Source organism: Roseivivax sediminis, assembly GCF_900112685.1.
GTDB lineage: Bacteria > Pseudomonadota > Alphaproteobacteria > Rhodobacterales > Rhodobacteraceae > Roseivivax > Roseivivax sediminis.
The window spans coordinates 202,977-215,673 of record NZ_FOMS01000009.1 but is presented as its reverse complement, the minus strand read 5'-3'; the positions used below and the strand labels follow the sequence as shown (position 1 = coordinate 215,673).

Here is a 12,697-nt window from a genome sequence, read left to right as displayed (position 1 = left end):
TCCTGTCGGCGCGCGCCGGTCCCTTCAAGACCAGAGAGCGGAACACATGCGCATCGTCTTTCTCGACCGCGGGACCATCGGTCCCAGCGTTGAGCTCAATCGTCCGTCCTTCGACCATGAATGGATCGAATACGACCAGACCGCCCCGGATCAGGTGGCCGAACGGCTCGCCGATGCGGACATCGCCATCTCCAACAAGGTCCCGATCCGCCGCGATTCGATCGAAGCTTGCCCGAAGCTGAAGATGATCGCGATCCCGGCCACCGGCTACGACGCCTTCGACCTCGACGCCTGCCGCGAGCGCGGTATCGTCGTGTCGAACGTGCGCGGCTACGCCGTCAACACCGTGCCGGAACATACCTTCGCGCTGATCCTCGCGCTTCGGCGCAGCATCGTCGGCTACCGGCAGGACGTGATCGACGGCGAATGGCAGAAGGCTGGGCAGTTCTGCTTCTTCAACCACCCGATCAAGGACCTGTCAGGCTCGAAGATCGGCATCGTTGGCGAAGGCGTGCTCGGCCAGGGTGTTGCCACGCTGGCCCGTGCCTTCGGGATGGAGGTGATGTTCGCCGCTCACAAGGGCGTGGAGGGGCTCGGCCCGCTCTACACGCCGTGGGAGCAGGTTCTCGAAACGGCAGACGTGATAACGCTGCACAGCCCGCTCATGCCCGCGACCAAGGACATGATCGCGGAGCCCGAGTTCCGGAAGATGAAGCAGAAGCCGCTTCTGGTGAACTGTTCGCGCGGCGGTCTCGTCCACGAGGGCGACCTGGTGAAGGCGCTGGACGAGGGGTGGATTTCCGGCGCGGGCTTCGACGTGGTGACGTCCGAGCCGCCGGCGGCGGACAATCCGCTTCTGAAGGTGCTGGATCGTCCCAACGTCATCGTCACGCCGCATGTCGCGTGGGCCAGCGAAGAGGCGATGCAGACGCTCTGGAATCAGGTGCGCGATCACCTTGAGAACTTTGCCCGGGGCGAACCGAGCAACGACGTCACCTGACGTCCTTGGGCCCGCCCCGTCGCCGTTCGGGCGAAGGGGCGCGGCCGCTTCCGGTGCGGCAGATCAGAACAGGCCGGCGTTGCGGCGCACCGCGTCCGGGATATCTTCGCGGGTCAGGCCGTTGCGGGCCAGGGCGCCGTCGGTCTTGTGCGACATCTGCTCGTAGTCGCGGGCCATGACGTTGCAGGCGCGGATGTAGTTGATCGCCTGAACGACGGCGCGCACCGGCGACAGCAGGGATTGGCCGAAGCCGGCGCGAGCGGGGGTCGAAGAGATGAAGGCCATGGCTGGCACCTTTCATGCAGTCGGTAAATTCTTGTTCGGATCGGCTATGCCGCAACGCGGCATCGCGAGCAACGGACAGCGCTGCATAACCGATATGACTGGTCAGCAAGCGTTACCTACTGGCTTGAAAAACTACGGGAAATCAGACAGATGGTGATCCGTTGTTTGTCTAGTGAATACCGGTTCCTGGTATCCCACATCCCAGAATTCCACCGAAGAGGGAGAGTTACGTGACCGCAGACATCATTGACGGGAAAGCTTTCGCCGCGGATGTACGTGCACGCGTCGCCGACCATGTCGCCCGCCTCAGCGCCGATCACGGGCTCACGCCGGGGCTGGCCGTCGTCCTCGTGGGCGAGGACCCGGCGAGCGAGGTCTACGTCCGCAACAAGGGACGGCAGACCCACGAGGTCGGCATGCATTCCGTGGAGCATCGCCTGCCCGTCGACACGTCGGAGGCCGACCTTCTCGCGCTCGTGGCGCAGCTGAACGTCGATCCTGCGATCCACGGCATCCTGGTGCAGCTGCCGCTGCCGGATCACCTGAACTCCGACCTCGTGATCAACTCGATCGAGCCGGCCAAGGACGTGGACGGCTTTCACATCTCCAATGTGGGGCTACTGGGCACCGGGCAGAAATCCATGGTGCCGTGCACGCCGCTCGGGTGCCTGATGATGCTGCGCCATCATCACGGATCGCTCTCGGGGATGAATGCCGTGATCGTCGGCCGGTCGAACATCGTCGGCAAGCCGATGGCGCAATTGCTGCTGGGCGATAGCTGCACGGTGACCATCGCGCATTCGCGGACGAAGGACCTGCCTGAGGTCGTGCGCCGCGCCGACATCGTCGTCGCCGCCGTGGGCCGGCCCGAGATGGTGCCGGGTGACTGGATCGGCGAGGGGGCCACCGTCATCGACGTCGGCATCAACCGTCTTCCCGGCGAGGGCGGCAAGACCCGGCTGGTCGGGGATGTCGATTATGCCAGCGCGGCAGAGGTCGCCGGCGCGATCACGCCCGTGCCCGGCGGCGTCGGCCCGATGACCATCGCGTGCCTTTTGGCGAACACGCTCACCGCGTGCTGCCGCGCCAACGGTCTGCCGGAACCCGAGGGCCTGACCGCCTGAGGAAGCGTTCGCGGGGGCCTCTGCCCCCGCGATTCACGCGCGCCGAAGCTCTCGCAGAGTGCAGACCGGATTGCGGTCGCGCAGCACCGTCTCGTCCTCGAGCCGCCATTCGTTTTCGTCGATCTCGGGAAAGAAGGTGTCGGCGTCCGGCACCGACAGGTCCACCTCGGTGATCAGAAGGCGGTCGGCGCGCGGCAGCATCTCCGAATAGATGCGCGCGCCGCCCATCCCGAAGACATGTTCGTAGCCCTCCGCCTCGGCCCGCGCGAGCGCGGCGTCGATGCCGGGCACCACGTGTTCCGACAGAGTCGGGTCCGAGGACACGACGAGGTTCAGCCGGCCGGGCAGGGGGCGGACCGGCAGGCTCTTCCATGTGCGCGAGCCCATGATCAGCGCGCCGCCCTTGGTCGCCGTCTTGAAGAAGGCGAGGTCCTCCGGCAGGTGCCACGGCATTGTGCCGTCCCGGCCGATGGCGCCATTCCGCGCCCGCGCCACGATCAGCGTGATCATCGGTCGGACAGCGGGCGCGCCGCGCCGGTCGGGCCGCCCCCGTCGATGACCCGCACGCTGTCTGCGCCGAGGCTGCGCGCGAACCAGGAGGTCAGCGCGAGTCCCTTCAGATCGTCACGCACCGGGGCCTCGCGGGCCCGGCGGACCATGCGGCTCGGCGCCCAGATCGCCAGAAGGCCGGTGTCCATGGCGTGCTGCAGCTCCGTCCGGCTGTCGACGACGCAGGCGCGGGGATCGCGGGCGGCGATGCTCCAGGCCGCCTGCTCCATCGCCAGAAGGTCGACCTGACGCTGCGCCTCCGCGGTGGAGGCCGGGCTGGCGCTGCGCGCGGCGCAGGCGGTCAGCACCACGGGGCGGCCCGGCTCCGCCAAACGGTCGAGCCAGTCCGGAAGGCGCGGATCGCCCGCCGCCTCGGGCGTGACCATCGCCACCACCGGAACCGGGCCCGCCGAAATCCGGTCGGGCAGCGGCGCCAGCCCGGCGGGGGCCGAACGCTCGATCTCCACGCCCAGCGTGAACGGGCCGCGGTCGAGCTTTTCCACCCGCAGCTGCACATGGCCGACAGTGGGCAGGCCCAGCAGGCGGTCGGCGACGCGGTCGGCCAGCGTCTCCAGCAGGTCGAGCCGCTCCGCCCCCAGCACGTCGTCGATTGCCTGAACGAGCGTGTCGTAGCTCAGGATCGTGTCGACATCGTCGTCCGGTCCGGGCGCGCCGGTCTCCACGGTGACGTTGAAGCGAAGCGTCTGCTCGATGCCGCGCTCTTCACCGAAGGCGCCGATCTCGGTCTTGCGGACATAGTCGCCCAGAAGCAGGCGGTTCACCCCCGCGGGTTTCGGGGCGGCCTCCCGGCGAAAGTCGACCAGGGTGTTCATCGGCCGCTCCCCGCGTGTCGGGGCGGTGCGCTGGGCGTGGTCATGGCGTCATCCTTGTCTTGCAGGCGGGGCGGCCCGCCGCATTCGGACGGACTGGCCTTTATGGGTCAGGGCGTCAGCAGGATCTTCCCGTGATGCTTGCCGCCTTCCATCATCCGGTGGCCCTCCGCGGCGTCCGCCATCGGCAGGACCTCGTGGATCACGCTGCGCAGCGCGCCGCTGGAGAAGAGCGGCCAGACCTCGGTGCGCAGTTCCTCGGCGACGCGCGCCTTGAACGCGTCGGAGCGCGAGCGCAGCGTGGATCCGGTATATTGCAGCCGCTTCAGCATGATCGGCATCAGGTCGATCTCGACCTTCGATCCGCCGTTGAAGGCGATCTGCACGATCCGTCCGTCGGCGCGCGAGGCCTTCACGTTGCGCGCCACGTAATCGCCGCCGATGATATCGAGGATCACGTCCGCGCCGCCCGCCTCGCGCACGATGGGCACGAAATCTTCGTCCTTGAACAGGATCGTGCGTGTCGCGCCGAGGGAGGTGGCGAAGGCCGCGGCTTCCTCGGATTCCACCGTGGTGAGCACGTTCAGCCCCATCGCCGCGCCGAGCTGGATTGCGGTGGAGCCGATCCCGCCAGAGCCGCCATGGACGAGGAAATTGCCGCCTTCCGGGATGACCTGGTCGAGGAACACGTTGCTCCAGACGGTGAAGAACGTCTCGGGCAGGCTCGCCGCGTCGATCATGCTGAGGCCGGACGGGACCGGCAGGCAGTGATCGGCGCGCACGGCGACGTATTCGGCATATCCGCCACCGTTGGTCAGCGCACAGACCGTGTCGCCGGGCGACCAGAGCGCCTGTTCGGACCCGACCGCGACCACCTCGCCCGAGACTTCGAGCCCCAGGAGGTCCGACGCGCCCTTGGGCGGCGGGTAGTGTCCGCGCCGCTGGACGAGATCGGGGCCGTTGATGCCGGCGGCGACGACGCGGATCAGCACCTCGTCGGCTTTCGGTTCGGGCAGCTCGCGCGTGGCCGGGATCAGCACTTCCGGCCCGCCGGAGCCGTCCATGTCGATCACGTTCATCGTCTCGGGCAGGTCGGCGCGGGTCATTTAAGTCCTTTCGGTCAGGCCGCCTTGCGCAGACCGCTCAGGGCGGCGACCACGCGGTCGGCATTTTCTGCGACGGTCGCGCCGGCCTTGCGCAGCACGTCGATCTTCTCGGCCGCCGAACCGCCGCCGAAGGCGGAGACGGTGCCGGCATGGCCCATCCGGCGACCCTGCGGCGCGTGGCGCCCGACCACAAGGGCGACCACGGGCTTGCCGAAATCCACGGACCGCAGATAGTCGGCGGCATCCTCTTCGGCCCGGCCGCCGATCTCTCCGATCAGCACCACGGCCTCGGTTTCGGGATCGTCCTTGAAGCGGGACAGGCAGTCGACGAAGTCGACGCCGTGCAGGTTGTCGCCGCCGACGCCGACCGTGGTCGTGGTGCCGAGCCCCGCGCGGCCGCACTGGCTCAGGATCTCGGAGGTGAGCGAGGCCGAGCGCGAGGCGATGCCGATATTGCCGGGCTTGACGTCCGCCGTCGGCATGACGCCGATCTTGCACTGGCCGGGTGTCAGGATGCCCTGAGAGTTCGGCCCGATGAGGCTCGTCTCCGATCCGCGAAGGGCGGCCTTCACGCGGCTCATGTCGTGCTGCGGTACGCGTTCGGTCACGCAGACGACGGTGCCGATGCCGGCCTCGATCGCCTCGATCATCGCGGCGGCGGCATTGTGCGCCGGCACGATCACGAGGCTCGCGTTCGCGTCCGTCCGATCCTTTGCCTCGGCGACGGTGTCGAACAGCGGCAGGTCGAGGTGCTTGCGGCCGCCCTTGCCGGGACGCACGCCGCCGACATAGGTCGATCCGTAGCGGATCGCCTGGTCGGTATAGAACGTGCCGGCGCGTCCGGTCATGCCCTGGACGAGCACACGCGTGTCCGAATTGACGAAGATTGACATTTGACCCTCCCTCAGCGCGCGATTTCGACGGCACGCGCAATGGCGTCGGTCATTGTATCGTGAATCTCCACCGGAATCTTCCGGTCTTTCAGGATGCGCAGGCCCCATTCGGCGTTTTGCCCGGCCAGCCGCGCGACAACCGGCAGCTTCCGCTCCGACCGCGAATAGGCAAAGGAGATCCCTTCTGCCACCGTATCGCAGGCGGTCATGCCGCCGCCGTGGACGTTCAGCAGGATCACCTTGGCGCGTGGCTCCTCCAGCAGCAGCGTCACGCCGCGGGCGATGTCGAGGCTGGTGGCGGTGGTGCGGATGTCCATGAAGTTGGCCGGCTTGCCGCCGTCCGCGAAGATCATGTCGTTGGTCGCAAGGCCCAGCCCCGCCCCGTTGACGACGACACCGATGGTGCCGTCCATGCGCACGAGGTTGATGTCGTTCTTCTGCGCCTCGAGTTCGGTCTGCGTGAGACCCTGCTTCTCGGCCAGCGCCTCGAATTCCGGATGCCGGAAGAGCGCGGCACCGTCGAGCGCGATCTTGGCGTCGACGGCGACCCACTTGCCGCCATCGGTTCGGGCGAAAGGGTTGATCTCGAGCAGCGTCATGTCGTTTTCGATGAACGCCTTGCGCGCGGCCATCACGATCCCGACCGGCGCGTCCGCGGTGATGCCGATGCCGGACAGGAAGCTCTCGAGCTCGCTTCGCGCTTCCGGCGTGTCCGACGCGATCGGCAGGGCCTTGACCGTGCTGGGGTCCATCTGGGTGCGCTGCTCGAATTCGACCCCGCCTTCGGAGGAGGCCAGCAGCATCGGCGCACCGCTCACCGTGTCGAGCACGAAGGCAATGAAATAACTGGCCTCGAGTGTCAGTGCCTCCTCGACCGAGACGGCGGACACCAGCTCTCCCGCACTGCCGGTCTGCGCTGTCACAAGGGTGGAGCCGAGAAGCCGCCCCGCCTCGTCGGCCACCGCAGAGGGAGTCGCGGCGAACTTTACGCCGCCGGCAAGACCGCGGCCGCCTGCGGTAATCTGGGCCTTGACTACGTACTTGCGAGCGGGAATCTCGCTGCACCGTCGTTCGGCGTCTTCCGACGACTTAGCCAGCCGCCCCGCCGGGACGGGGACGTCGTATTGCGACAGCAGTTCCTTGGACTGATGCTCCGACAGAAACATGGCGCACTCCTCCCCGAATGCCTGCGCAAGTTCGCTTGCGCATGTGGTACTTGGTATGCCACAAATTGCGATGTGTCAACGCAACCGGGCGGGGACACGAACGGCGGGCAGCGTAGACGATGGTCTTGTTCTGACAGCCGCGTCCGGTCCGGCGGCGGGGAGGAAACGTGATAGATCTCAAGGACCTGCGGTGCCTCAGCGCGCTCGCACGGCACAAGCACTTCGCACGCGCCGCGAATGAATGCGGGATCTCGCAGCCGGCGTTCTCCATGCGCATCCGCAAGATCGAGGACCGCCTTCAGACCCCGATTGTACGACGTGGAAACCGTTTCCAGGGGCTCACCGAGGACGGCATGATGATCGTCCGCCACGCCCGCACGATCATCGACGAGGTGGAGCTTTTCGAGCAGGAATTCCGCTGTCAGAGGGGCCAGATCTCGGGCTCCTTGAAGCTGGGCGTGATTCCCACCGCCGTCGGCTATGTCAGTCTTCTGCTGATCGAGCTGAACCGGCAATATCCCGATATCGTTGTGCGCCTCGAAACCGCGTCCTCCCTGGCGATCCAGCAGGGCTTGGAGGACGGCCGTTACGATGCCGGCATCACTTATACCGACGGTGCCCCCGCCGATCTTCTGCACGTGGAGCCACTCTACGACGAGGCCTACATGCTGCTGGTGCCCCGCGCCCTCGCCCCGCGCGAGGAGGGGGAGATCGCCTGGGCCGAAGCGGCGCAGATCCCGCTGACGCTTCTGGAGCCGGCAATGCAGAACCGGCGGATCATCGACCAGATCTTCGCGCAGGCCGGGGCGACGCCGCACGTGGTGGCGGAAACCAGCGGTTTCACCTCCAGCATCGTGATGGCGGTGCAGGGCCTGTCGGCCACTGTCCTGCCGCGGGTGCTGGTGGATTCTCTCGGTCCGCTGTCGGGCGTGGTCGCGTTGCCACTGGTGGACCCGGTGCAGGAGAAATCCGTCTGCCTGGTTTCCGCTTTCCGGGAGACCGGGCTGCCAACGCTCGAAGCCTTGCGCAGCGTCGCCGAACAGGCCGAACGATAACGAGCCGTTATCACGGCTTAAGGACTCGAAAATTTACAATCCACTGCGCCGATGTAAAGCTTCACCGGTCAAGGGAGGACATGATGGCACCTTTGGATGATCAAAAAGGCATCTGGAAAAAGCAAGGCACCGGAAAGTCGCGGAAAACCCCGAAAGGGCGTCAATTCAGCGACGAGGCCCTCTCGGAAGTTCAGGCGCTGCTGGGCGACCGGCCGCGGCGGCGGGACCTTCTGATCGAGTTCCTGCACTTGATCCAGGACGAATACGGCCACCTGTCGGCCGACCACATCGCTGCGCTTGCCAGCGAATTGAAGATGGCCCAGACCGAGGTCTACGAGGTCGCGACCTTCTACGCGCATTTCGATGTCGTGAAGGAGGGCGAGACCCCGCCGCCAGCGCTGACGATCCGCGTGTGCGATTCGCTGTCCTGCGAGATGGCCGGCGCGGAGTCGCTGCAGAAGGCGCTGGAAGACGGCGTCGACCCGTCCGAGGTCCGCGTCGTGCGGGCGCCCTGCATGGGCCGCTGCGACACCGCGCCGGTGGTCGAACTCGGTCATTACCACGTCGATCACGCCACGCCCGAAAACGTGCTCGCGGCCGTGGCCGAGAAGAAGACCCATCCGGTGATCCCCGAGTACCGCGCGCTCGACGAATATGTCAGCGACGGCGGCTACGAGGAACTCGAACGTCTGCGTACTTCAGGCGACTGGGAGGACGTGCAGGCCAAGGTGGCCGAGGGCGGACTTCGCGGCCTCGGCGGTGCGGGCTTCCCGTCCAACCGCAAGTGGGGCTTCGTGCGTGCCAATCCCGGCCCGCGCTACCTTGCCGTGAACGGCGACGAGGGCGAGCCCGGCACCTTCAAGGACCGCTATTTCCTCGAACGCGATCCGCACCTCTTCCTCGAGGGCATGCTGATTGCCGGCTGGGCCGTCGAGGCGCAGACCTGCTTCATCTACATGCGCGACGAGTATCCGGCGGTCCTGCACATCCTCGCCAAGGAGATCGAGGCGCTGGAGGCCGCGGGCATCGTTCAGCCAGGATATATCGAGCTGCGCCGCGGCGCGGGCGCCTATATCTGCGGCGAAGAAAGCGCGATGATCGAATCGATCGAGGGCAAGCGCGGCATTCCGCGTCACCGTCCGCCCTACGTCGCGCAGATCGGCGTGTTCGACAGGCCGACGCTCGTGCACAACGTGGAATCGCTCTACTGGGTCGCGCAGATCGTGCGCTACGGCCCGCAGGTACTCAATTCCGTCGAGAAGAATGGACGCCAGGGACTGCGGAGCTACTCCGTCTCCGGCCGCGTCAAGAACCCGGGCGTTCACCTGCTGCCCGCCGGGTCCACCATTCTCGACATCGTCGAGGCGGCAGGTGGGATGCTGGACGGCCATGTTCTCAAGGCCTACCAGCCGGGCGGCCCGTCATCCGGACTCCTCCCTGCGTCACTCGATGACGTGCCGCTCGACTTTGACACGCTGCAACCTCACGGGTCCTTCATCGGGTCGGCCGCCGTCGTGGTCCTGTCCGATCAGGACAGCTGCCGGGATGCCGCGCTCAACATGCTGCGCTTCTTCGAGGACGAAAGCTGCGGGCAATGCACGCCCTGCCGCGTCGGCTGCGAGAAGGCGGTGAAGCTGATGGAAGCCGACACCTGGGACCGTGACCTGCTCGAGGAGCTGAGCAGCGCGATGGTCGACGCCTCCATCTGCGGTCTGGGACAGGCGGCGCCGAACGCCATCCGCCTGACCATGAAACACTTCAGCGACGAGGTCTGATATGCCTGATGGAACGCAGACGGCCATGGTGACCTTCAGCCTCAACGGCGAGGACGTCACCGTCCCCGAAGGACTTACCATCTGGGAAGCCGCGCATGGCCGCGGGCTTGTCATCCCGCACCTGTGCCACAAGCCGTCACCGGGCTACCGCCCGGACGGCAACTGCCGGGCCTGCATGGTCGAGGTGGAGGGCGAACGGAACCTTGTCGCCTCCTGCATCCGGCAGGCGGCCGACGGCATGGTCGTGAGCACCGATACTGATCGGGCGGAGAAATCCCGCAAGATGGTCATGGAGCTTTTGCTCGCCGACCAGCCCGAGCAGGAAGAGGCGCACGACAAGTCGTCGCATTTCTGGGACATGGCCAAGCTCAACGGCATCGAAACGAGCCGTTTCCCGCGCCTCGAAGACCGCCGCGTGCCCGAGCTTGACGCCAGCCACGTGGCGATGACCGTCAATCTCGATTCCTGCATTCATTGCAACCTGTGCGTCCGCGCCTGCCGCGAGGTCCAGGTGAACGACGTGATCGGCATGGCCGACCGGGGCCACGACGCCAAGATCGTCTTCGACCAGGACGATCCGATGGGCGACTCCACCTGCGTCGCCTGTGGCGAATGCGTGCAGGCCTGCCCGACCGGCGCGCTGATGCCGTCGAGCGTGGTCGACGAGAACCAGGTCGGCGACAGCAAGGACTTCGACCGCGAGGTCGAGAGCGTCTGTGCTTATTGCGGCGTCGGCTGCCAGCTGTCGCTCAAGATCAAGGACGACAAGGTCCTCTATGCCGAGGGCATCGACGGGCCGGCGAACGAGAACCGGCTCTGCGTCAAGGGCCGCTTCGGCTTCGACTACATCCACCACCCGCACCGGCTGCGCAAACCGCTGATCCGGCGCGACGACGCCCCGCCCAAGGGCCTCAACGTGGAGCCGGACCAGATCCACACGCACTTCCGTGAAGCCACTTGGGACGAGGCGCTCGATGTTGCCGCCAACGGCATGAAGGGCCGCGGGCGCGAGGTCGCAGGCTTCGGCTCGGCCAAGTGCTCGAACGAAGAAGCGTATCTCTTCCAGAAGATGATCCGCCAGGGCTTCGGTCACAACAACGTCGATCACTGCACCCGTCTGTGCCATGCCTCCTCTGTGGCGGCGTTGATGGAGAACATCGGCTCGGGCGCCGTGACCGCGACCTTCAACGAGATCGAGAACGCCGACGTGGCGATCATCATCGGGGCCAACCCGATCGAGAACCATCCGGTGGCCGCGACCTACTTCAAACAGTTCACAAAGCGCGGCGGCAAGCTCATCGTGATGGATCCGCGCGGCACGGCGCTGATGCGCTACGCGTCGCACATGCTGCAATTCAAGCCCGGCGCCGACGTGTCGATGCTCAACGCGATCATGCACGTGATCGTCGAAGAGGGGCTCTACGATCGCCAGTACATCGAGGCGATGACCGACAACTGGGATGCGATGAAAGAGCATCTCAAGGGCTTCCCGCCCGAGGAGATGTCGAAGATCTGCGGCATCGAGCCGGACGTTCTGCGCGACGTCGCCCGCACCTTCGCGGACGCGCAGGCGGGCATGATCTTCTGGGGCATGGGCGTGTCGCAGCACATCCATGGCACCGACAACTCGCGCTGCCTTATCAGCCTTGCGCTGATGACCGGCCATGTCGGCCGCCCGGGCACCGGTCTGCACCCGCTTCGCGGCCAGAACAACGTGCAGGGCGCGTCCGACGCGGGCCTGATCCCGATGTTCCTGCCGGACATGCAGCCGGTCACCGATGACGGCGTACGCAAGGCCTTCACCGATGTCTGGGAATCCGAGGACTTCTCGTCCGAGAAGGGCCTGACGGTGGTGGAGATCATGGACGCGGTCCATGCCGGCGACATCAAGTCGATGTATATCCTGGGCGAGAACCCGGCGATGTCGGACCCCGACGTCGACCACGCCCGCGACGCGCTCGCCAAGCTCGATCACCTAGTGGTGCAGGACATCTTCATGACCGAGACGGCGAACTACGCCGACGTGATCCTGCCCTCCGCCGCCTGGTACGAAAAGAGCGGCACGGTCACCAACACCAACCGGCAGGTGCAGCTCGGCCGCGCCGCGGTGTCGCCCCCGGGCGAGGCGAAGGAGGATTGGTGGATCGAGGTCGAGCTGGCCAAGCGCCTCGGCCTCGGCTGGACCTACACCGATCCGAGCGAGGTCTTCGCGGAGATGAAGTTGAACATGAAGTCGTTCGACAACATCACGTGGGACCGGCTGCAGAAGACGGCGGTCACCTATCCGTCGCTGTCCGAGGACGATCCGGGCCAGCCCATCGTGTTCGGCGACGGCTTCCCGCGGCCCGAGGGCCGGGCGAAGATGACGCCCGCGAGCGTGATCCCGCCGGCGGAGTTCCCGGACGAGGAATATCCGTTCGTGCTGATCACCGGCCGGCAGCTTGAGCACTGGCACACCGGGTCGATGACCCGCCGCGCCAGCGTGCTCGACGCGGTGGAGCCGGAGGCCAACTGTTCGATGCATCCCAAGACGCTGCGGGCCCTGGGCGTGGAGCCCGGAGACTACATCCGGCTGACCACGCGCCGCGGGTCGGTCCGGGTGATGGCGCGGTCCGACCGCGCTGTGGCCGAGGACAACGTCTTCCTGCCCTTCGCCTACGTGGAGGCGGCGGCAAACATCCTGACCAACTCCGCTCTGGACCCCTACGGCAAGATCCCGGAGTTCAAGTTCGGTGCCGTCCGGGTCGAAAAGGCCGAGGCCATCGCCGCCGAATGATGGCAGCGGCCACCCGGCCCCGATAGAAAGCAATCCGAAACGAGGCCCGGCCCGCCGGGCCTCGTTTGCGTTCCGGGGGACGTCATCCCGGCGATTGCTCCGCCGCGCCGCTCCCGGTACGCTCCGCCCGACGGAGGC

General features: G+C 66.6%; 11 protein-coding genes. 5 read left to right on the top strand and 6 right to left on the bottom strand.

What is annotated here, in order from left to right; genetic code table 11:
• Positions 1–46: 46 nt before the first annotated feature.
• Complete coding sequence (locus tag F3H57_RS15205; RefSeq protein ID WP_149756772.1) at positions 47–1,000, top strand: D-2-hydroxyacid dehydrogenase; 954 nt, start codon at positions 47–49, stop codon at positions 998–1,000.
• 63 nt (positions 1,001–1,063) lie between these two features.
• Here F3H57_RS15205 and F3H57_RS15200 read toward each other — a convergent pair whose 3' ends face one another.
• A complete protein-coding gene (locus tag F3H57_RS15200) occupies positions 1,064–1,285 on the bottom strand; it encodes a hypothetical protein (RefSeq protein ID WP_149756771.1) in 222 nt (73 codons plus the stop codon).
• 230 nt (positions 1,286–1,515) lie between these two features.
• Here F3H57_RS15200 and folD point away from each other — a divergent pair, with 230 nt between their 5' ends.
• Positions 1,516–2,409: a bifunctional methylenetetrahydrofolate dehydrogenase/methenyltetrahydrofolate cyclohydrolase FolD gene (gene folD / locus F3H57_RS15195; RefSeq protein WP_149756770.1), complete on the top strand. Its 894-nt coding sequence runs from the start codon at positions 1,516–1,518 to the stop codon at positions 2,407–2,409.
• 33 nt (positions 2,410–2,442) lie between these two features.
• On the opposite strand, the gene F3H57_RS15190 is transcribed toward folD, so the two are convergent.
• The 5 genes from F3H57_RS15190 to F3H57_RS15170 all read right to left on the bottom strand — a co-directional run bounded on the left by F3H57_RS15190 (position 2,443) and on the right by F3H57_RS15170 (position 6,953).
• Positions 2,443–2,919, bottom strand: a complete 477-nt coding sequence (locus F3H57_RS15190; RefSeq protein ID WP_149756769.1) for a dihydrofolate reductase — start codon at positions 2,917–2,919, stop codon at positions 2,443–2,445.
• Positions 2,916–3,791, bottom strand: a complete 876-nt coding sequence (locus F3H57_RS15185; RefSeq protein ID WP_149756768.1) for a dihydroneopterin aldolase — start codon at positions 3,789–3,791, stop codon at positions 2,916–2,918. The genes F3H57_RS15190 and F3H57_RS15185 overlap by 4 nt, the downstream gene beginning before the upstream one ends.
• Positions 3,792–3,898: 107 nt before the next feature.
• A complete protein-coding gene (locus F3H57_RS15180) occupies positions 3,899–4,894 on the bottom strand; it encodes an NAD(P)H-quinone oxidoreductase (protein WP_223163092.1) in 996 nt (331 codons plus the stop codon).
• A gap of 14 nt (positions 4,895–4,908) precedes the next feature.
• Positions 4,909–5,787: a succinate--CoA ligase subunit alpha gene (sucD, locus tag F3H57_RS15175; RefSeq protein WP_149756767.1), complete on the bottom strand. Its 879-nt coding sequence runs from the start codon at positions 5,785–5,787 to the stop codon at positions 4,909–4,911.
• Between the two features lie 11 nt (positions 5,788–5,798).
• A complete protein-coding gene (locus F3H57_RS15170; RefSeq protein WP_149756766.1) occupies positions 5,799–6,953 on the bottom strand; it encodes a succinate--CoA ligase subunit beta in 1,155 nt (384 codons plus the stop codon).
• 167 nt (positions 6,954–7,120) lie between these two features.
• Between F3H57_RS15170 and F3H57_RS15165 the strand changes: the two genes are divergently transcribed.
• The 3 genes from F3H57_RS15165 to fdhF all read left to right on the top strand — a co-directional run bounded on the left by F3H57_RS15165 (position 7,121) and on the right by fdhF (position 12,559).
• The gene (locus F3H57_RS15165; RefSeq protein ID WP_149756765.1) at positions 7,121–8,008 is read left to right on the top strand and encodes a LysR family transcriptional regulator; all 888 of its coding nucleotides are present in this window, start codon (positions 7,121–7,123) and stop codon (positions 8,006–8,008) included.
• A gap of 83 nt (positions 8,009–8,091) precedes the next feature.
• Positions 8,092–9,783 carry an NAD(P)H-dependent oxidoreductase subunit E gene (locus F3H57_RS15160; RefSeq protein WP_149756764.1) on the top strand — a complete coding sequence of 564 codons (1,692 nt, stop codon included), beginning with the start codon at positions 8,092–8,094 and terminating at the stop codon, positions 9,781–9,783.
• Position 9,784: 1 nt separating this feature from the next.
• Positions 9,785–12,559, top strand: coding sequence for a formate dehydrogenase subunit alpha (gene fdhF / locus F3H57_RS15155; protein ID WP_149756763.1), 2,775 nt, complete (start codon positions 9,785–9,787; stop codon positions 12,557–12,559).
• The last annotated feature ends 138 nt before the right edge of the window (positions 12,560–12,697 follow it).

Coding starts and splice junctions, on each gene's coding strand:
- fdhF (WP_149756763.1), top strand. CDS start 9,785: ATGCCTGATGGAACGCAGACGGCCATGGTGACCTTCAGCCTCAACGGC.
- F3H57_RS15205 (WP_149756772.1), top strand. CDS start 47: ATGCGCATCGTCTTTCTCGACCGCGGGACCATCGGTCCCAGCGTTGAG.
- F3H57_RS15180 (WP_223163092.1), bottom strand. CDS start 4,894: ATGACCCGCGCCGACCTGCCCGAGACGATGAACGTGATCGACATGGAC.
- F3H57_RS15160 (WP_149756764.1), top strand. CDS start 8,092: ATGGCACCTTTGGATGATCAAAAAGGCATCTGGAAAAAGCAAGGCACC.
- F3H57_RS15170 (WP_149756766.1), bottom strand. CDS start 6,953: ATGTTTCTGTCGGAGCATCAGTCCAAGGAACTGCTGTCGCAATACGAC.
- sucD (WP_149756767.1), bottom strand. CDS start 5,787: ATGTCAATCTTCGTCAATTCGGACACGCGTGTGCTCGTCCAGGGCATG.
- F3H57_RS15185 (WP_149756768.1), bottom strand. CDS start 3,791: ATGAACACCCTGGTCGACTTTCGCCGGGAGGCCGCCCCGAAACCCGCG.
- F3H57_RS15200 (WP_149756771.1), bottom strand. CDS start 1,285: ATGGCCTTCATCTCTTCGACCCCCGCTCGCGCCGGCTTCGGCCAATCC.
- F3H57_RS15190 (WP_149756769.1), bottom strand. CDS start 2,919: ATGATCACGCTGATCGTGGCGCGGGCGCGGAATGGCGCCATCGGCCGG.